The following is an 18,617-nucleotide window of genomic DNA, read 5'->3' on the forward strand; positions in this document are numbered from 1 at the left end:
AATCATCATGGTATCGCGCAAGCAAGCCCGGGGTTCAAGGTCACGCCTCTTGCCCGGGCCAGCTCAACACAAGTTTCTAGCGTCTCCACGCCTCATTGGAGAGTCGCGGAGAGGAACCGTACTTAGTAGTCGAAGACCACACGACGATTCTTGGCGTAGGAAGACTCGCCGTGGCCCTGAACAGCCGGACGCTCTTCACCGTAGGAGACGATCTCGATCTGTGACGGAGACACGCCCTGGACAGTCAGGAAGCGTGCGACAGACTTGGCACGACGCTCGCCCAGACCCAGGTTGTATTCACGAGTACCGCGCTCATCAGCGTGGCCTTCCAGAACGACATTGGCGCTGGTGTTGGCTTTCAGGTACTGAGCGTGACCCATCAGGACGCTTTCGAACTCAGGACGGATGGTGTCCTTGTTGAAGGCGAAGTAGATGGTACGCACGTCAGGCATGGTGGCGTTGCTCATCTGGTTGGCGTTGCTGTTGGCACCAGTGTTCATGCCGGCAGTGTTCGCACCGCTGTTGGCTGAATCCATGTCGCCGTCCTGAGCGCCGCCGCTGCTGGAACAACCTGCCATGACGCTCAGGGACAGGGCAACCAACAGACCTTTTGCATACGGGGTGAACTGCATTGTGAAACTCCTTGCTCTAATGGGTACGAATGCCAAGCCTTTCTTGGTGGCTCAGTTGCATTCTAGTGGTTTAGTTCAGGAACGGCGACCACGCAGGTTCACGCACGTCGCCTTGTGCTGACGGCAGGGAGAATTGTGCCCTTCCGTCTGCCGACACCTGGCCCAGGACCCCGCGGGTTCCTTGCTGAGTGGCATATATCACCATAGTGCCATTCGGCGCAACACTTGGTGATTCATCCCACTGAGTATCGGTCAGGGAGGTAACCCGACCGCTCTTCAGATCTTGCTTGGCAACCTGATAACCGTTGCCTGCGCGGTTGATCATGAACAGGTTCTCTCCATCGGGTGAGATGCGCCCGCGGGAGTTGTAATTGCCGGTATATGTCACACGTTCCGTGCCGCCGGACAGATCAAGACGATAGATCTGTGGGGAGCCTGCACGATCAGAGGTGAACACCATACCGCTGCCATCCGGCAACCAATCCGGCTCGGTATCGATCGCAGGATTGTTGGTCAGACGCTGGAACTGACGGCTGGCAATATCCATCACATAGATTTCCGGCTGGCCATCCTTTGACAATGCCATTGCCAGTTTACGTCCGTCCGGCGACCAGGCCGGGGCACCATTGATGCCTCGGAAACCTGTCAGTTTTGCACGACGACCACTGCCCAATTCCTGCACATAGATAGCGGGACGTTCGGCTTCAAAACTGACATAGGCCAGCTTCTTGCCATCCGGCGACCATGCCGGTGACATGATCGGCTCATCGGAGGCCAGAACCTCCTGACTATTGTGGCCATCTGAATCCGCCACGTACAGGGCAAAACGAATATTGTCGCCAACACCATTGGCGGTAATGTATGCGATTTTTGTCGAGAAAGCACCGCGAATTCCAGTGATTTCCTCAAATATCTCATCGCTCATATAATGGCCACGCGCGCGCAGCTCACCATTGCTTCCGGTGATGACTTCGCCAAGCATGCGCTTGTTGCCCAGCACATCCATCAGCTCATACTGGATGCTATAACCGCCATTGCTGGCCGTCTTTACCTGACCCACCACGAGGTAACTGGCCCCCAGGCGCTTCCAGTCATTGACGAAGACATCCTGGGTCGTGCCCGGCAACGCGATTAGATTGTCGCGCTTGATCGGGTCGAACTGGCCACTGCGCGCCAGGTCATCGGAGATGATGCGCGCGAGGTCCTGCGGCAGACTTCCCCCGGTCAGATTCTCGAACGGCACGACAGCGATAGGTGTGGCGCTGTCATTGCCCTTGGTGATCTCGATGGTCAGGTCAGCTCTTGCCAGGCTGGTCACTGCCAGCAAGGCGGCTGCCATCATCCATGCGGTCAATCGTCTCATCGGCCCAGGTCCTCTGGATTGAAGTACAGGTTGAAGTTTCGGAACTGGCTCTTGGCACCAGCCGGCAGGTCCTGCATCTCGGTAAACGGCGCTGCTTTCTGGATCGCCTGAATCGCGGAGCGATCAAAGGCGGCGTTACCACTGCTTTTGCTGACCGCTGCCGTTACCAATTCGCCTGTCGGCAACAATGACACTCTCAGCGTGACCGTCATACCGGGAACGGAGCCCGAGGGCCGGTTCCAATTCTGTCCGACATACTTCTGAATCAGGCTCTTAAAGCCGTTAGCTACCTGAGCAGCCTGTTTGGCGCCGCTGATGGCGTCGCTTTCATTGTCTATCAGGCTATCCAGCGAGCCGGCAGAGGCCTGCGCCGCTTTCTCGGCAAGTGCCTTCTGGCGTGCGGCTTCAGCGGCCGCCTTCTTGCGCGCTTCTTCCGCCGCCTTGGCCTTGGCTGCCTTCTCCTTGGCGGCCTTGTCGGCTGCCGCCTTTTCCTTCTCGGCCTTCTCCGCAGCTGCCTTGGCCTTGGCTGCCTTTTCGGCTTCCGCTTTCTTGGCTTCAGCGTCTGCCTTGGCCTTGGCCGCCTTCTCCGCTTCGGCTTTCTTGCGCGCTTCTTCTGCGGCTTTTTCCTTGGCGGCCTTTTCGGCTTCCGCCTTGGCCTTGGCAGCCTTCTCGGCTTCCGCCTTCTTCAAGGCATCGGCCTTGGCCTGCTTTTCCGCTTCGGCTTTCTTGCGGTCAAGGGCAATCGCCTTGGCTTCCTCTGCACGCCTGGCCGCTTCTGCCTTGGCCTTTTCGGCCGCCGCCTGCTCAGCCTTCAACTGCTCCGCCGCCTTGGCCTGCTCAGCCGCCTTTTGCTGTTGCGCCTTCTGGACAGCCGCCTTTTCCTCAGCGGCGCTGCGCTGCTGTTCCGCTGCACGCTCTGCCTCTCTGGCCGCCTCTTCCTTGGCGCTCTGGCGCTGATCGGATTCTTCGGCCGCATCACGCGCCTTGCTGGACTTCGCCTGCTGGGCCTGATTGGTCGTGGTCTCGGTACTGACCAGCGTCGCGTTGACGATGGTGGTGTCGGTCTTCTCCGGTTCGGATTCTGGCCAACTCACCAGAGTCAGAATCAGGATGCCCAGGTGCAGACCAACGGCCAGCACCACAGGCAACCCCAACCCGACCCGCTGTTCTATCTCTGGCTGACTCATCCATCAGCCCTCGGTCGGTGGTTCTGAAATCAGCCCGACATTGGGGACACCGGCACCCTGCAGCGTGCTCATCAACCCCATGACATCGCCGTAGGGCGCCGTCTTGGCACCCTTCACCAGCACGGGCGTCTTGGGCTTCTCGGCCACGATGGACGCGACCTTGCTGCCCAGTTCATCCAGTGCCACCGGCGTGCGCTTGTCTTCATCCGACCCCAGATCGATGTAGTAATTGCCGCTGTCGTCCAGCGAGACGATCAATGGTGTCACATCATCGGGATTGTCGATCGGCTTGGAGGTGACCTTGGGCAATTCGACCTGAACACCCTGCGTCATCATCGGCGCGGTGATCATGAAGATGACCAGCAACACCAACATGACGTCGATGAAGGGCACCACATTGATCTCGGAGGACAGCTTGCGCTTGTGGCCTCTGCTATACGGTCCTTTCATTGACTCGCCTCCCTTCAAGCGTCGTTGCTGCCACGACCGTGCAGATTACGATGCAGAATGGAGTGAAGTTCTTCGGCGAAGTCTTCATAGCGACCCAGCAGCTGATCAGCGCGGCTGGCCAGACGGTTGTAGAAGATGACGGCCGGGATTGCCGCGAACAGGCCCATGGCAGTCGCGACCAGTGCTTCGGCAATCCAGGGGGCGACAGTGGTCAGAGTTGCCTGCTGAGCCGTACCCAGTGCCTGGAAGGAGCCCATGATGCCCCACACGGTACCGAACAGGCCGACATAGGGGCTGACGGAGCTGACCGTGGCCAGAAACGGCAGATGAACGTTCAGGCGCTCTTCTTCACGTGACAGCGTGACGCGCATACTGCGTTGCACACCATCCATCACCGCATCGGCATTGCTGGACTTGGGCTTGAGGCGGCTGTACTCGCGGAACCCGGCACGGAAGACGCCAGAGGCGCCCGGGGTGGATTCTTCATCCGTCGGCAATTCACGATAGAGGTGATTGAGGTCGACCCCGGACCAGAAGCGCTTTTCAAAGGCCGCGTAAGCCTGCTTGGCACGGGACAATGCCATCCCGCGCTGAAAGATCACCACCCAGGATGCAATGGAAGCTGCCAGCAACAGCAACATGACTGCCTGAACGACCAGACTGGCGTTCACGAACAGCGAAATGATCGACATCGAATCTTCCACGGAAATCCCTCTTTACTTGGTTCAGTCTGTGCCACCGTCAATCAGTGACACGATAAATAATCTGTTCATCAGCCTGGCGTCTCGGCACCTGACTGGCAGCGGCCTCATCTGCGCCTTGTGATCTCAGACCTCAAGAGCCGCAAGCAATTCCCCGGGCCAGCGTCTGGGGCGCAAGGTCGTGGCATCGACGCAAGCGATCACGACTTCCGCTTCACTCAAGATCTGCTCACCGCGCAGCGCCTTCTGGGTGAACGTCAAACGTGCACCGCGCAAGGCGCCTGCCGTTGCCGTCACGGTCAGCAGGTCATCCAGATGCGCAGGACGAAGATAACGATTTGTTACACTGTGTACTACCAACTGAATGCCTTTTTCAAGCAAGGCTTGCTGCGTGAAGCCCTTCGCTCGCAACCATTCACTGCGCGCGCGCTCCATGAAGCGCAGATAATTCACGTAGTAGACGATGCCACCGGCATCAGTATCCTCGATGTAGACGCGCACAGTGTGGTGAAAACATGCAGCTTCACCCTTCAACGTATTTCCTGCGTCTTCAGATGTCATGACGCGTCATTTCCTTCCTGTCCCAGCCGCGCCTGCTCTTCACGTGGGGTGATCCCGAAGTGCAGATAGGCCGAGCGTGTGACCAGACGCCCACGCGCCGTGCGCATCATGAAGCCCTGCTGAATCAGATAGGGCTCAAGCACATCCTCGATGGTATCGCGCTCTTCCCCGATGGCCGCCGCCAGTGAATCGACACCGACCGGCCCGCCATCGAACTTCTCGATCATCGCCAACAGCAGTCGACGGTCCATGTGATCCAGGCCGTGGCTGTCGACATTGAGCATGTTGAGCGCCTTGTCGGCCACTTCCAGCGTCAAGCGACCATCCGAGCGCACTTCGGCGAAGTCACGCACTCGGCGCAGTAGACGATTGGCAATACGCGGCGTGCCGCGGGAACGACGCGCAATCTCAAGCGCCCCTTCCATCTCGACTTCCATGCCGGAAAGCCTGGCACTGCGTGCCACGATGTCGGTGAGTGACTCGATATCGTAGAACTCGAGGCGCTGGACGATGCCGAAGCGATCGCGCAGCGGCGCCGTCAGCAGCCCCGCGCGCGTCGTCGCGCCCACCAGGGTGAATCGTGGCAGCTCAAGCTTGATCGAGCGGGCCGCGGGGCCTTCACCGATCATGATGTCGAGCTGATAATCTTCCATCGCCGGATAGAGCACTTCCTCGACGGCCGGTGACAGGCGGTGAATCTCGTCGATGAACAGGACATCGCCTTCCTGCAGGTTGGTCAGCATCGCTGCCAGGTCCCCTGCCCGTTCCAGCACCGGCCCGGAGGTCGACTTGATATCGACACTCATCTCGCTGGCGATGATATGCGCCAGCGTCGTCTTGCCGAGTCCGGGCGGGCCGAAGACCAGGGTGTGATCCAGACTATCGCCTCGTCCTCGTGCGGCACTGATGAAGATTTCCATCTGCTCGCGGACGATGGGCTGTCCGATGTAGTCACTCAGCGTGCGTGGCCGATTGGCGCGATCGATCCGCTCTTCCGGATCATGCGTCGCCGCGGAGATCAGTCGGTCCGACTCCATCATGATGCTTGCTCAACTCCTGATGACGCAGGTCACGCACATGACGCGGGTCATGGGCCATGAACGTGCGTCAGTGGCAGGTGGCAAGGTTTGCCAGGGCGGTGCAACGATCTAGCGCATCTGCGTTCAAGCGCGCACTTTCTACCCCAGTAACCTGCCAACCCCTAGTCAATAAATCCAATCACGATGCGCCGTTTCCTTCACGGAAACTATAGGGCGCATGTTTGCTGCCCTGGCGGGGCCTCAGCTGGCCATCTTGCGCGCCAGCGCCGCCTTGATGAGCGCTTCGGTGGAGGCGCCGGTCTCGAGCCCGGAGAGCATCTTGGCCGCCTCGACAGGCTTGTAGCCCAGAGACACCAGCGCGGCTTCGGCATCCGCCAGAGGATGGGTGACCGGCGGTTGCGGCTGGGAGGCACGCGCCATTTCATCCAGCCCATCATCCGCCGGCAGCGTCCAATGCTTGAGGCGATCACGCATCTCGATGATCAGTCGATCCGCCGTCTTCTTGCCGACGCCCGGCAGACGTGTCAGCGCTCGGCTGTCTTCGTCGTGAACACAGCGAATGAAATCGGACTGCTCCATTCCCGACAGAATCGCCAGCGCCAGACGCGGGCCGACACCGGAGATCTTGATCAATTCACGGAACAGTCGACGCTCGGGCTCCTTGCCGAAGCCATACAGCAACTGCGCGTCTTCGCGCACCACCAGGTGGGTGTAAAGCTGGCAATGTTCGCCCACGGCCGGCAAGCCCAACAGGGTGTTCATCGAAGCTTCCAGTTCATAACCGACACCCTGTACGTCAAGCACCAGCTGCGGCGGTTGTTTTTCCAGCAATGTCCCGGTCAGGCGTCCAATCATGTTGCGGCTGTCCTTGCTCGGCAGAGAACGTGTTCGGTGGGATCGTGCTGCTCGCAGACCCGATTCTCTGCACGGATTGTTACAATGCGGGCAAGCCTACCAAAGATGAAGCGTAGGCGGCATGTCCCAGTGTCACGACGAATTTGTCGCATCTTTCTGACAGTCATACCTTGGGTGATGGCACGAAGCCTGATGCCACGCGGCTTGGCGCATCACGCAATCGGCTGCTGCCAGGCTCGGCAGACACTCTACAAGTGACTGAAAAATCGCTATTAATTGAGCACAATACCGCATTTGTCGCTCAGCGGCATGTCAGGCGTCGGGCTCGAAGTCTCGCCAGCTGCTGCTACGCCGTACGCGGGTTCCCTTGCGTCGACTGGTATTCCCCAGCCCCAAGGCTTCCAACTGGTCATTGCCGGGCGTCAGGCGTCGACGCGCGAAACAATGCGTCAAGGCGATGGCCAGCGCATCGGCGGCATCGGCCTGCGGCGTGGCGGAAAGCTTGAGCGTATGCGTGACCATATGCTGCACCTGTGACTTCTCGGCGGCACCGGTACCGGTCACGGCCTGCTTGATCTGCCGCGGCCCATATTCGAACACCGGCAAGCCGTGATTGGCCGCACACACGATGGCAGCCCCGCGCGCCTGGCCCAGCTTGAGCGCCGAATCGGCGTTCTTGGACATGAAGACCTGCTCGATGGCGAATTCCGCGGGGCGATGCAGGGCGATCACCTCGCTGATACCGGCATAGATCTGCGCCAGGCGCTGATCCAGGCTGACCTGTGACATGCGAATGCAGCCACTGTCCACATAGCGAGGCTGGGCCGCAGAGACATCCAATACCCCATACCCGGTCAGACGTGAGCCCGGGTCGATGCCAAGAATGATCATGCTGCCGCCTCGCTTCTCACACCTTGCGTCTTCGCTGTCGTCATCGCGCCATCGCTCTTACTGTGTATATAACCAGCCACCATGCCACAAAAAAGGCGGTGCGACACTGTCATGGCCTGACGTGAACGCCAGCAAACAGTCTCGCACCGCCTTGTCGGGCTTGCTCGCCCCCTCGCCTACCAGGTCAAAGGGACAAACCTGCCACTGCGGGACCGCCCTTGTCTGATCGAATCAGTCCAGACGGCCCCACCAGTCACTCTCTCGGTCATGCGCCGCTGAATCAGGCCTGACCGCTTTCGTCCTCGACCTTGACCTTCTGACGCAGACGGATGTTCAGCTCCTTGAGCTGCTCACCGCTGACCACGCCCGGGGCGTCGGTCATCATGCAGCCGGCGCTCTGGGTTTTCGGGAAGGCAATCACTTCACGAATGGTCTTGGCGCCGGTCATCAGCATCACCAGACGGTCGAGACCGAAGGCCAGACCACCATGGGGCGGCGCGCCGAACTTCAGGGCGTCGAGCAGGAAGCCGAACTTCTCTTCCGCTTCTTCTTCACCGATGCCCAGCACTTCGAATACGGTACGCTGCATGGCCTGATCGTGGATACGGATGGAGCCGCCACCCAGCTCGGTGCCGTTGATGACCATGTCGTAGGCGCGAGACAGTGCCGCTTCCGGGTTGGCCTTGAGCTCTTCCGGCGTGCAGGACGGCGCGGTGAACGGGTGGTGCAGCGCGCTCAGGCGGCCGTTGGCATCGGCTTCGAACATCGGGAAGTCGACGACCCACAGCGGCGCCCACTCGCGGGTGTAGAGGTTGAGGTCTTCACCCAGCTTGACGCGCAGCGCACCGATGGCCTCGGCCACGATGTTGGCCTTGTCAGCGCCGAAGAACACGATGTCGCCATCGACGGCGCCACAGCGGTCCAGCACTTCATCCACGACGTCTTCCATGAACTTGACGATCGGCGACTGCAGACCCTCGACGCCCTTGGCACGTTCGTTGACCTTGATCCACGCCAGGCCCTTGGCACCGTAGATGCCGACGAATTTGGTGTAAGCGTCGATTTCCTTGCGTGACAGGCTGGCACCGCCCGGCACACGCAGTGCGGCGACACGGCCCTTGTCGTCCTTGGCCGGACCGGAGAAGACCTTGAAGTCCACGCCGCTCATCAGGTCATCGACATCGACCAGTTCCAGCGGGATACGCAGGTCCGGCTTGTCGGAACCGAAGCGGCTGATGGCCTCGGAGTACGGCATGGTCGGGAAGTCGCCCAGCTCGACATCGAGCACTTCCTTGTAGAGGCCACGGATCATGGTCTCGGTCATGCCCATGATGTCCTGCTCGTCGACGAAGCTGGCTTCGAGGTCGATCTGGGTGAACTCCGGCTGACGGTCAGCACGCAGGTCTTCATCACGGAAGCATTTGGCGATCTGGTAGTAACGATCGACACCGGCGACCATCAGCAGCTGCTTGAACAGCTGCGGAGACTGCGGCAGTGCGAAGAAGCTGCCGGCGTAGGTGCGGCTCGGCACCAGATAGTCACGTGCGCCTTCCGGCGTGGCACGTGTCAGGATCGGGGTTTCGATGTCGAGGAAGCCCAGGGCTTCGAGCTGGGCGCGCACGCTGTGAGTGATGCGCGAGCGCAGACGCAGCTTCTCGATCATGTCGGGACGACGCAGGTCGACATAACGATACTTGAGGCGAACTTCCTCACCGACCTTGTTGTGGTCGTCGAGCTGGAACGGCGGCGTCTGTGCGGTGTTGAGCACTTCGACGTCCTTGGCCAGCACTTCGATCATGCCTGTCGGCATGTTCGGGTTCTGGGTGCCTTCCGGGCGCAGACGGATACGGCCCTTGATACGCAGCACGAACTCGCTGCGCGCCTTGTCGGCAGTGGCGAAGGCATCGACGGTGTCCGGATCGACGACGATCTGGGCGATGCCATCACGGTCGCGCATGTCGAGGAAGATGACGCCACCGTGGTCGCGACGGCGGTGCACCCACCCGCACAGAGTGACATCCTGATCGATCAGGGTCTCGTTCAGTTTGCCGCAATAGTGGCTGCGCATGTTGATTCCTTGTTGCTCAAATTCATGATCGACGCGCTGATGCGCATCTGTCTCAGAGGGCCTGCCGTTGGCGATGAGGGTCAAGGGTACCCGCTGGGCGCCCCTGACCCTCATCACGCTGATGCCTGACGCACTATCCCAGCTGTGTCAGGCGGTGCTGTCGCTACCACCGGCCAGATTCTTCTTGCTGCCGGACTTGAAATCCGTCTCGTACCAGCCACTGCCTGCCAGACGGAACCCGGCGGCGGAGACCAGCTTCTCGAGCTGGTCCGTCTTGCATTCCGGGCACTCCGTCAGCGGCGCAGCGCTGATCTTCTGCAACTTGTCCATCCGATGGCCACAGGCCTTGCAGTGGTATTCATAGATCGGCATGGTTTTCTTTCCTGACAATACTGGTCACGGGGCTGTCTGAGCACCGTGAACCATGACAATGTTATGCCTTGCGGCGCGTCTTGCGTTCAGCGCACCTGCGGCCCCAACATGAGAGCTTTCGCAAGCACCAGCAAGAGACGCCTACAATAAGGCCAGTTGAGCGGCTTTCAAGTCAAAGCGAAAGGGGCACATTATAGCGTGCTCGGCCCCGTGCGGGGCAACACCCAAGCACAAACCGGCCCAGACGCTACGTACTCGTCATTTCCGGGCCAGCCTTTCTGTCTTCCTATCTATCTTCCTACGCCATCATGAGGCACCTATGTCCGATCACGATCGTACTGCGCAGTCTCCCTCTCATTCTTCCACGCCCGCTTCCTCTCACTGCGAGCCCGCCTCGTCCACCAGCGCCCCGCAGGCCGTCATGCTAGATGCCGGCTCCGTCGGTGACGGACTGGACTTCTCGCGCCTCGAGGCCCGCCTGGAAGGGTTGGTATGCCATGACGCCACCGCGCCCGAGGAAGTGGTGCCACGGCTGAGCGGTGCCTCCATCGTGCTGGTCAACAAGGTACGCATCGAGGCTCACCACATGGATGAGCTGCCGACCCTCAAGCTGATCGCGGTGATGGCGACCGGCACCAACAATATCGACATGGCGGCTGCCGAAGCACGCGGCATTCGGGTCATGAACGTCAATGCCTACGGCACTCACTCGGTGGCGCAGCACACCTGGATGCTGCTGCTGGCACTGGCAGGCCGCCTGCCGGAATACCAGACCGACATCGCCGCGGGCGAGTGGCAACGCAGCGCGACCTTCTGCCTGATGGGACGCCCCGTGGTGCAGCTGTCCGGCAAGCATCTGGTCATCATCGGCAAGGGGGAGCTCGGCACTGCGGTGGGCAGGCTGGCCGAGGCGTTCGGCATGCGCGTGACCTTTGCCGCCCGACCGGGCACAGCCCCCACCGCTGAGCGCCCCGCGCTGGAAAGCCTGCTGCCCCAGGCTGACGCCATCAGCCTGCACTGCCCGCTGACCCCAGAGACGCAGCATCTGATCGATGAGCAGGCGCTCGCCGCCATGAAGCCAGGTGCCCTGCTGGTCAATTGTGCCCGCGGGGGCATCATCGACGAGGACGCAGCCCTGGAGGCACTGGCCACCGGGCAACTCGGCGGCCTGGCGGTGGATAGCCTGCCGGAGGAGCCGCCACGTGAAGGCCACTCGCTGCTCTCGGCCCTGGAAAGCCAGCACCATTCGGCGAGTGCGCCCTTGAACCTGATCGTCACGCCACACAATGCCTGGATCAGCCAGGAGGCGCGCCAGAACATGCTCGATCTCAGTCTGGCCAATATCGAGACATTCCTGAGCGAACACGCCTGACACGGCCACAGCCTCACGGCCTCAACCTCGCGATGACAGCCACTGACGCCGAGTGGCAGGTGTGATCGGCACGTCACGAAAAAAGCCCCCGAACCGGCATATGCGCCGAGTCGGGGGCTTTTTATGAGTGGCCTGGCGTCAGCGGATGCGGATATGCATGCCCGCCGCCTTGAGGGCGTTGCCTTCAGCGTCCCACGACACCACACGACCGCGTGAGCTCAACAGTACCCACCGGGTGCCGCTCGCTCGCTCGCCGTCCTCATGCTCACCGTCATCGTCAGCGCTCAGGCTCCGCTGTTGCAGGAACTCGTCGCCAGCCTTGCCTGTGGCGTCCGCCATGCCTGCCTCGTTCATCCCCATCGCCTCGATCTGCTGAAGGTCCTCTTCCTGCGGCGCACGCATCCGGTACTGGCACTCACAGCTTTCGCCATAGGTAGTGATGATCTTGTGTCTGAGCGCATGTACCTGCTCGAGATCCTCCGGGTGAATCAAGCGATCGAAGTCCATTTCGCGCATCGCCAACGGCTCGTGGCCCGAAGCGCCGAGCATCTTCCAGAGATTGGGGTGGATCTGGACGATGCGCTCAGGAATGTCCATTTCCCACAGGCTATCGCCACTGGCTTCGAGGGAATCCAGCAAGCGACGCTCGCTGGACTGCAATTCCTTCTGGGTCTGGCGCAGCCGCTGGTACATCTCTTCGGCGGTGGCGTTGGCATCATCCAGCTCGACGATGCCACTGCCACCCGCGGACTCGACTTCCGCGCCCATGCCGATGCGATGCAGACGCTCACGCAGCTCGGCCAGCGGCACCGAAAGACGACGGCTGATGTGGTGCGTGCGCCAACTCATGAGTATGAAGAAGGTGAAATAGAACAGGATCAGGCCACCGACCAGCGCCATGCCGACCAGCTGGAAGTTGCGCCCGATCTCGGCGGTACGAAAGAAGACGGCGCTCTCCTCGACCATGCTCAACATGATCCAGCCATTGCCCGGCAAGCGCTCCCACGCCACCTTGTAGGGCGCTCCCGCCACATTGACGCTCTCCAGGCCACGCCGCTGCTCGAGGATACGGGGTGCGAGTCTCTTGAAGACGTCATGACCTTTCAGCTCCAGCTGGGCGGGCCGAATGACATCCTCTTCCTGGAGGTCATTGGCATCGGGAATCTCCAGCGGCAGCAGCGACAGCAACTGCTCACCGGCGCGCGGGACGGCGAGTGAGCGCCCCTCGGCATCGAACAGCATCGCGAAGCCTTGCCAGGGCAGCTCCATCGCCAGCACCTGATTGACGATCACGTCCAGGGTCATGTCGACGCCGGCGACGCCGAGAAACTCGCCTTGCTCGGAATGGAAGGGACTGACGGCCGACGTCATCCAGCCATTGCCGGCCGGGTCTTCGTAGATGTCGGTCCAGATGGTGTTTCGCGAGGGATTTGCCTCTGGCGCGGCCAGATAGAAGAAGGAGAAATCACGACAGTCGTGGTCGGCTGGCACCAGCGAGGCCAGATCGACATAGGGGAAGAGGCGGACATAGCAGTCGGCCATCGTGACGAAGGACTGCACCACGGCCGAGTGCGAGGACACGACACTGCGCATGATCGGGTCGACCGCCGTCATGCGCAGCGCCATGGGGATGTCCTGCTCGAGGCCTGGCAAGGCGGGATAGAAGCCGCTGCCCTGATTGTCCGCCGTCTGCTGACTGGCCCAGACACCGCTGGGCAGGCTTGCATGACGGGCAACCTCGCGCGCCGCCACCCCGGTACCGGTGTCACCCATGGCCAGTTCGCCTGCCTGGGCACCAAGCCCGCGCGACAGGTTCTGGACATGCTCCAGTTGCTGGCTGAGTGACTTGGCCTCTCGCAGCATCGCCAGATTGAGCTCGCTGCTCGACTGGGATTGCAGGTAATTGAGGTTGGCATCACGAATCTCGTCATTGGACACGAAATACACCGCCACCAGGGCGGTCTCGACCAACAGCAACGGAATCATGGTACTGGTGAAGAGCGCTCGCCAGACCCACTTCTTGATCGTGACGGCGGGTTGCTTCGACTCCGACATGGGCGACTATCCTGAATCCAGCGAGATGACAGGAAGTATGCACTTTCTCTTGCGTTCCAAGAGGCTAATAGCTTCAACGCTTAAACATGACCTGAAGGTCAGACCTTGGTGATACGACTGGGGACAGGCGGCCAAGGCTTTGCTAGGATGCTCGACCCCAAGGAGGCTGCATGCTTTACAACTACGGTTCTATCAATATCGATCACGTCTATCGGGTACCTCACCTGGTACGACCGGGTGAAACCCTGGCGAGTCTCTCCTACCGTCAGGTACTGGGTGGCAAGGGTGCCAACCAGTCGCTCGCGCTTGCGCGCGCCGGAGGCGACGTCACGCACTGGGGCCGCCTTGGCAACAGTGATCGCTGGGCACTTGAGCCGCTGGAAAGCGCCGGTGTCATCACCTCGCAGGTCGAGCTCAGCGCCAGCGCCAGTGGCCACGCCATCATCCAGGTGGACGACCACGCCGAGAACAGCATCATTCTGCACCCGGGTGCCAACCACGGTTTCACCGATGAGCATCTCGCGACGCTGTTCTCCGGCGTGACGCAGGGAGATTGGCTGCTGCTGCAAAATGAGTGCAACGCGCTGGGCAAGGTCATCGAGCTGGCGCACGCCAAGGGCATGAAGATCGCGTTCAATCCGGCCCCGATGGGCGCTGATGTCCTGCGCCTGCCGCTGGAACACTGCCAGGTGCTGTTCCTCAATCGCGGTGAAGCGGCACAGCTGGTCGAGCTGGAAGAGAGCGCACCTGTCGCCACCCTGCTTGCCGCGCTGCACTCTCGCCTGCCTGACACCGAAGTGGTCATGACCCTGGGCAGCGAAGGCGTCTGCTACCAGCTGGGGGAACAGCGCATCCAGCTGCCGGCGCACCGCGTCAATGCCGTGGACACCACCGCGGCGGGCGACACCTTCATCGGCTATTACCTGGCAAGCCAGATCGAAGGCCAGAGCATCGAGGAAAGCCTGCGTCGTGCCAGCACTGCCTCTGCCCTGTGCGTGAGCCGTGAAGGCGCAGCGCCGAGCATTCCGCTGGCCAGTGATGTCGCCGCTGCCCTGGCCGAATGGCCGACGCTCGACGTTCTGAGCAACTGACTTTCTGGGCAACTGAGCCTTTCAGCAACTGAACTACCTGCACGGGGCACCACCACGTGGCCCGTGCCGTGCCCGTGTCACCTCATGGGCGCCCTGTTGGCGTAACGCCCTCTATTGCAGGTCACTTCTTTCACGAGGTCAGCATGAAAACACCGATTATCTTTGATACCGATCCGGGCGTGGATGATGCCCAGGCGATTGCCATCTGTCTGGCGCATCCGGACATCGAATTCCTCGGCATGACCACCACCTTCGGCAACGTCACCATCGAGACGGCCACCTCCAACGCCCTGCTGCTGGGCGAACTGGCGGGTCAGGAGATTCCGGTCGCCCAGGGCGCTGCCCAGCCGCTGGTCAAGGACAAGTTCCCGGCGCCGGCGCACATCCACGGCGCCAATGGCCTGGGCAACATGGAGATCCCGGAGCCCAAGGGCAAGGCACTGTCCATCAGCGCACCGCAGTTCATCGTCGAGCAGGTCAATGCGCGTCCGGGCGAGATCACCCTCGTCGCCGTCGGCCCGCTGGGCAATCTGGCCACCGCACTGCAGCTGGACCCGAGCATCATCAGCAAGGTCAAGCAGGTCGTCATCATGGGCGGCTCCATCCGTGAAGGCGGCAACGTCTCACCGGTCGCCGAAGCCAACATCTTCAATGACCCGCATGCCGCCGCCAAGGTGCTGACCGCCGGCTGGCCGCTGACCATGGTCGGTCTCGATGCGACGCACCGCTGCGTGCTGTCTCCGGCCCATGTCGAGCGCATCCGTGTCGCGCAAGGCGCACTCGGCGAAGTGCTGTCCGGCAGCTATCAGTTCTACAAGGCCTTCTATCAGGAAGCGCGCGGCATCGATGGTTGCTGCCCGCACGACAGCTGCGCCCTCGCCTGGCTGATGAAGCCGGAGCTGTTCACCACCGAGCGCGGCCACCTGAATGTCGAAGTCGAAGGCCTGGCCGAAGGTCAGACGCTGTTCGCCCCTGAGGGTCGCGAATTCCTCGGCAATCAGTGGTCCCAGACGCCGCTGGTCGACGTCTGCGTCAATGCCCAGGGCGACAAGGTCGTCGAGTGGATCACCGACGTATTGACCGCCAAGGCGTCCTGATCCGGCGCCCGGCAGGCCCGCCTGGGCCTGCCATCGGCCTTGCCACAAACCGAGACAACGTCCGCCAGCAATGATGCTGACGGGCGTTGTCTCGGTTTGAGCACTCGCATTTGTTCACTTTCCCCTTTCCTTCCTCCTTCCTCCTTCCTCCTTCCTCCTTCCTCCTTCCTTCTCCTCCTCTTTGGCGTCTCTCCTGTACCGCAACGGCCTCCCCATTCCCCCGAAGACCGAGAAGTTGCTGGGTTATGGAAATTTTTTCAGCAAGATAACGGGATAAACTTTTGACTACCCCTTACCAGACGAGAGTGAATGGCGAGCCGTTCGGCGCATGCACATAATCTGATACGCTAGCAAAATCTCACTGGGCAAGCGCCTCATACGCCGCCCCATCCTGCCTGCCACGGAGCTCATCATGCCTTCGACGACAACGTTGCCCTCTGCACCCGCTGCAACGCTTCGCACTCAGGATTCTCCCGCGATCGCCGACACCCAGTACGACTGCCTGGTCTTCATCGGTCGCTTCCAGCCCATGCACCATGGCCATGTTGCCGTGATGGAAGAGGCCCTGCGCCTCGCGCGGCAGGTCATCGTGCTGGTCGGCTCTGCCTGGCAGGCACGTTCACTGCGCAACCCGTTCACCTTCTCTGAACGCACGCGCATGATCCGCAGTTGCTTTGACGATGCCGACAATGCGCGTCTCGAAATCGTGCCGTTGCTGGACGCCCTCTACAACGACGATGTCTGGGTGCGTGATGTGCAGCGCAAGGTACGCGATATCGCGCGCCCGCAGGCCAACCGGATGCCGAGAATCGCGCTGATCGGTGCCAATCGTCGTGACAGCAACAGCCAGTCAAGCTACTACCTGAGCCTCTTCCCGCAGTGGGAGTCGGTGGCGGTGCCACTGCGCGAGGGGATGGAGGCCAGCCGTATTCGTGAGGTCATCTTCACCGAGCGTGCCCGCGCCGAGGATTGGCTGGACAATGAGGGACTGGAGCTGCTGCCACCGCCGGTGGCTCAGCACCTGCATGGCTTCCTGGATGAGACCGCGTGGCAAGGGCTGGTCGAGGAACGTCGCCTGCTGGAGCAATATCGCGCCGCCTGGAGCGATGCGCCCTACCCGCCACTGTTCATCACGGTCAACGCCGTGGTGGTGCAGTCCGGCCATGTGCTGCTCACCACGCGGCGCGCGGCGCCGGGCAAGGGGCTTTACGCCCTGCCTGGCGGCTTCGTGCAACCCCAGGAGCGCCTGCTGGATGCCTGTCTGCGTGAGCTCAAGGAGCGTGTGCGCCTCAAGGTGCCGGAACCTGTTCTGCGTGGCTCTCTGCGCGGACAGCGTCTGTTTGACGCACCACATCGCAGCTGGCGCGGACGCACCCTGGCAGAGGCCTTCTACTTCGCCCTGCGACCGGAGCAGCAGCTCCCCAAACTCAGAAGCGGCGGCGGCGAGAACGAGGAGCAGGCACGCTGGGTCGCGCTGGCGGATCTGGAGCCCGACACCCTCTTCGAGGACCACTTCTTCATCATTCAGAATTTCCTCGGCCTGCATGCAGGCCAAAGCAGTTTCTGACTACCCAGAACGGCCTCACACTTCCCTGCATCAGCACAACGAAAACGGCAGCCCAAGGGGCTGCCGTTTTCGTCACAAGACACCTGGCTTTCGTTTGTCTTCGCCTGTCCTTGTCTTTGCCTGCAACTCTCGGGCTCAGGCTTCGAGGAAATCTCGCGGCAGATTCATCAGCTGCTTCCAAAGCTTGTCGATGCCGGGCTTGTGGACAAGGGAGCAACGATAGAGACGAATCTCCAGCGGGATATCCCACGCCTCGTTGCCCGCGCGCAGCAGCTTGCCGCTTTCCAGCTCATCGCGAATGCAGAAATCCGGAATCCACGCCATGCCGACGCCCTGCAGGGCCATGCCCTTGAGGCCCTCGGCCATCGCCATTTCATAGACGGTGCGCAGGCGCAGGCGCAGCGGATCATTCTTCAGCAGCATCTTCACGCTGCGGCCCAGAAATGCCCCCTGGGTGTAGGACAGCAAGGGAATCGCATCCTGGCTGGTCTCGCTCTGCCCGGTCAGCGGGAAGCGCGGCTCGCCATTCTCCAGCGGCACGCACACCGGCAGCATGTTGACCTTGGCGACCGAGAAGGACGGGAAAGCCTCGGCATCCAGCTGCATGCTGGCGTAAGGGTCGTAATAGGCGAGCATCAAGTCGCAGTTGCCTTCGCGCAGCGAGTGAATGGCGTCGCCGACATTCATCGCGGACAGGCGTGTCGGCAACTCCCCCAGGCCCTGCTGGAGACGCGAGATCCACTTGGGGAAGAAGGCCAGCGCCAGCGAATGCGCGGCCGCGATATCCAGGGTCTCGTTGGCCATGCCCAGCCCGCGCAGGTGGGCGAGACACTCTGACAGCTGCTCTGTCAGGTTGCGCGCGGTGACCAGGAACAGCTGGCCCTCCGGCGTCAGACTGACCGGGGTCGTCGAGCGGTCGACCAGCGTAGTGCCCACGGCCTGTTCAAGCGCACGGATGCGGCGACTGAACGCAGGCTGGGTAACATGTCGCAGGCGAGCCGAGGTGGAGAAGCTGCGGGTATTGGACAGCGCAACGAAATCTTCCAACCACTTAGTTTCCAGGTTCACCCGAACTCCCAAAAATGTCGAACATGCCCAAGCGAGGCTTGCCTGGCCGGTCATGCAGGGTCTTGTCATGGAGAATGGTGCGTCGCGGCGCACCACCACCTTCGTCTTATGCGTTTGACGTATACGGCAGCGTTGAATGGCATTGGCCGCCGAGGGGCTGCGCTGGTTACCCTTGTCCACCTAGCCGCCATTCAAGCGCCACAGTGTACTTCAGCCAGGAGTTCCGCCCAAGTGAACCATCTCTCGG

General features: G+C 61.3%; 17 protein-coding genes. 4 read left to right on the forward strand and 13 right to left on the reverse strand.

Annotated features, from left to right (window positions below):
* Positions 1–122 precede the first annotated feature (122 nt).
* The 11 genes from pal to MSG32_RS05400 all read right to left on the reverse strand — a co-directional run bounded on the left by pal (position 123) and on the right by MSG32_RS05400 (position 10,120).
* Positions 123–632 carry a peptidoglycan-associated lipoprotein Pal gene (gene pal, locus MSG32_RS05350; protein WP_054556684.1) on the reverse strand — a complete coding sequence of 170 codons (510 nt, stop codon included), beginning with the start codon at positions 630–632 and terminating at the stop codon, positions 123–125.
* A 70-nt stretch (positions 633–702) separates the two neighbouring features.
* A complete protein-coding gene (gene tolB / locus MSG32_RS05355) occupies positions 703–1,995 on the reverse strand; it encodes a Tol-Pal system beta propeller repeat protein TolB (RefSeq protein ID WP_248378323.1) in 1,293 nt (430 codons plus the stop codon).
* Positions 1,992–3,182: a cell envelope integrity protein TolA gene (gene tolA / locus MSG32_RS05360; protein ID WP_248378325.1), complete on the reverse strand. Its 1,191-nt coding sequence runs from the start codon at positions 3,180–3,182 to the stop codon at positions 1,992–1,994. The genes tolB and tolA overlap by 4 nt, the downstream gene beginning before the upstream one ends.
* A 3-nt stretch (positions 3,183–3,185) precedes the next feature.
* Positions 3,186–3,632 (reverse strand): protein TolR, encoded by a 447-nt coding sequence (tolR, locus tag MSG32_RS05365; protein ID WP_054556687.1) that lies wholly within the window; start codon positions 3,630–3,632, stop codon positions 3,186–3,188.
* A 14-nt stretch (positions 3,633–3,646) separates the two neighbouring features.
* Positions 3,647–4,324, reverse strand: coding sequence for a protein TolQ (gene tolQ, locus MSG32_RS05370; RefSeq protein WP_107336548.1), 678 nt, complete (start codon positions 4,322–4,324; stop codon positions 3,647–3,649).
* A gap of 135 nt (positions 4,325–4,459) precedes the next feature.
* Positions 4,460–4,894, reverse strand: a complete 435-nt coding sequence (gene ybgC / locus MSG32_RS05375; RefSeq protein ID WP_176677072.1) for a tol-pal system-associated acyl-CoA thioesterase — start codon at positions 4,892–4,894, stop codon at positions 4,460–4,462.
* Positions 4,891–5,934 carry a Holliday junction branch migration DNA helicase RuvB gene (ruvB, locus tag MSG32_RS05380; RefSeq protein ID WP_043333609.1) on the reverse strand — a complete coding sequence of 348 codons (1,044 nt, stop codon included), beginning with the start codon at positions 5,932–5,934 and terminating at the stop codon, positions 4,891–4,893. Before ruvB ends, ybgC begins: the two co-directional genes overlap by 4 nt.
* 240 nt (positions 5,935–6,174) lie before the next feature.
* Positions 6,175–6,789: a Holliday junction branch migration protein RuvA gene (gene ruvA, locus MSG32_RS05385; protein ID WP_043333607.1), complete on the reverse strand. Its 615-nt coding sequence runs from the start codon at positions 6,787–6,789 to the stop codon at positions 6,175–6,177.
* A 312-nt stretch (positions 6,790–7,101) separates the two neighbouring features.
* Entirely contained in the window at positions 7,102–7,680 is a 579-nt protein-coding gene (gene ruvC, locus MSG32_RS05390) for a crossover junction endodeoxyribonuclease RuvC (protein WP_043333606.1), read from the reverse strand.
* Positions 7,681–7,960: 280 nt separating this feature from the next.
* Positions 7,961–9,748 carry an aspartate--tRNA ligase gene (aspS, locus tag MSG32_RS05395; RefSeq protein ID WP_225348074.1) on the reverse strand — a complete coding sequence of 596 codons (1,788 nt, stop codon included), beginning with the start codon at positions 9,746–9,748 and terminating at the stop codon, positions 7,961–7,963.
* A gap of 147 nt (positions 9,749–9,895) precedes the next feature.
* On the reverse strand, positions 9,896–10,120 hold the full coding sequence (locus tag MSG32_RS05400; protein ID WP_043333602.1) for a zinc ribbon domain-containing protein: 225 nt from the start codon (positions 10,118–10,120) through the stop codon (positions 9,896–9,898).
* 319 nt (positions 10,121–10,439) lie between these two features.
* Between MSG32_RS05400 and MSG32_RS05405 the strand changes: the two genes are divergently transcribed.
* Positions 10,440–11,492 (forward strand): D-2-hydroxyacid dehydrogenase, encoded by a 1,053-nt coding sequence (locus MSG32_RS05405; protein WP_348983957.1) that lies wholly within the window; start codon positions 10,440–10,442, stop codon positions 11,490–11,492.
* A 138-nt stretch (positions 11,493–11,630) separates the two neighbouring features.
* Here MSG32_RS05405 and MSG32_RS05410 read toward each other — a convergent pair whose 3' ends face one another.
* Positions 11,631–13,547 (reverse strand): cache domain-containing protein, encoded by a 1,917-nt coding sequence (locus MSG32_RS05410; RefSeq protein ID WP_248378327.1) that lies wholly within the window; start codon positions 13,545–13,547, stop codon positions 11,631–11,633.
* Positions 13,548–13,717: 170 nt separating this feature from the next.
* Here MSG32_RS05410 and MSG32_RS05415 point away from each other — a divergent pair, with 170 nt between their 5' ends.
* The 3 genes from MSG32_RS05415 to MSG32_RS05425 all read left to right on the forward strand — a co-directional run bounded on the left by MSG32_RS05415 (position 13,718) and on the right by MSG32_RS05425 (position 17,302).
* Positions 13,718–14,638 (forward strand): ribokinase, encoded by a 921-nt coding sequence (locus MSG32_RS05415; protein ID WP_248378329.1) that lies wholly within the window; start codon positions 13,718–13,720, stop codon positions 14,636–14,638.
* A 143-nt stretch (positions 14,639–14,781) separates the two neighbouring features.
* Positions 14,782–15,735, forward strand: coding sequence for a nucleoside hydrolase (locus MSG32_RS05420; protein ID WP_131432025.1), 954 nt, complete (start codon positions 14,782–14,784; stop codon positions 15,733–15,735).
* A gap of 412 nt (positions 15,736–16,147) precedes the next feature.
* Positions 16,148–17,302 (forward strand): bifunctional nicotinamide-nucleotide adenylyltransferase/Nudix hydroxylase, encoded by a 1,155-nt coding sequence (locus MSG32_RS05425; RefSeq protein ID WP_107334817.1) that lies wholly within the window; start codon positions 16,148–16,150, stop codon positions 17,300–17,302.
* Positions 17,303–17,437: 135 nt separating this feature from the next.
* Here MSG32_RS05425 and MSG32_RS05430 read toward each other — a convergent pair whose 3' ends face one another.
* Complete coding sequence (locus MSG32_RS05430) at positions 17,438–18,370, reverse strand: LysR substrate-binding domain-containing protein (RefSeq protein ID WP_248378331.1); 933 nt, start codon at positions 18,368–18,370, stop codon at positions 17,438–17,440.
* Between the last annotated feature and the right edge of the window lie 247 nt (positions 18,371–18,617).

The organism is Cobetia sp. 1CM21F, from assembly GCF_023161745.1.
Classification (GTDB): domain Bacteria; phylum Pseudomonadota; class Gammaproteobacteria; order Pseudomonadales; family Halomonadaceae; genus Cobetia; species Cobetia amphilecti.

Bases quoted from the DNA above. Each gene is read 5' to 3' on its own strand.
- ybgC (WP_176677072.1), bottom strand. From the start codon at position 4,894: ATGACATCTGAAGACGCAGGAAATACGTTGAAGGGTGAAGCTGCATGT.
- tolA (WP_248378325.1), bottom strand. From the start codon at position 3,182: ATGAGTCAGCCAGAGATAGAACAGCGGGTCGGGTTGGGGTTGCCTGTG.
- MSG32_RS05420 (WP_131432025.1), top strand. From the start codon at position 14,782: ATGAAAACACCGATTATCTTTGATACCGATCCGGGCGTGGATGATGCC.
- pal (WP_054556684.1), bottom strand. From the start codon at position 632: ATGCAGTTCACCCCGTATGCAAAAGGTCTGTTGGTTGCCCTGTCCCTG.
- tolR (WP_054556687.1), bottom strand. From the start codon at position 3,632: ATGAAAGGACCGTATAGCAGAGGCCACAAGCGCAAGCTGTCCTCCGAG.
- ruvB (WP_043333609.1), bottom strand. From the start codon at position 5,934: ATGATGGAGTCGGACCGACTGATCTCCGCGGCGACGCATGATCCGGAA.
- MSG32_RS05415 (WP_248378329.1), top strand. From the start codon at position 13,718: ATGCTTTACAACTACGGTTCTATCAATATCGATCACGTCTATCGGGTA.
- MSG32_RS05400 (WP_043333602.1), bottom strand. From the start codon at position 10,120: ATGCCGATCTATGAATACCACTGCAAGGCCTGTGGCCATCGGATGGAC.
- MSG32_RS05405 (WP_348983957.1), top strand. From the start codon at position 10,440: ATGTCCGATCACGATCGTACTGCGCAGTCTCCCTCTCATTCTTCCACG.
- tolB (WP_248378323.1), bottom strand. From the start codon at position 1,995: ATGAGACGATTGACCGCATGGATGATGGCAGCCGCCTTGCTGGCAGTG.
- aspS (WP_225348074.1), bottom strand. From the start codon at position 9,748: ATGCGCAGCCACTATTGCGGCAAACTGAACGAGACCCTGATCGATCAG.
- ruvC (WP_043333606.1), bottom strand. From the start codon at position 7,680: ATGATCATTCTTGGCATCGACCCGGGCTCACGTCTGACCGGGTATGGG.
- ruvA (WP_043333607.1), bottom strand. From the start codon at position 6,789: ATGATTGGACGCCTGACCGGGACATTGCTGGAAAAACAACCGCCGCAG.
- tolQ (WP_107336548.1), bottom strand. From the start codon at position 4,324: ATGTCGATCATTTCGCTGTTCGTGAACGCCAGTCTGGTCGTTCAGGCA.
- MSG32_RS05410 (WP_248378327.1), bottom strand. From the start codon at position 13,547: ATGTCGGAGTCGAAGCAACCCGCCGTCACGATCAAGAAGTGGGTCTGG.
- MSG32_RS05425 (WP_107334817.1), top strand. From the start codon at position 16,148: ATGCCTTCGACGACAACGTTGCCCTCTGCACCCGCTGCAACGCTTCGC.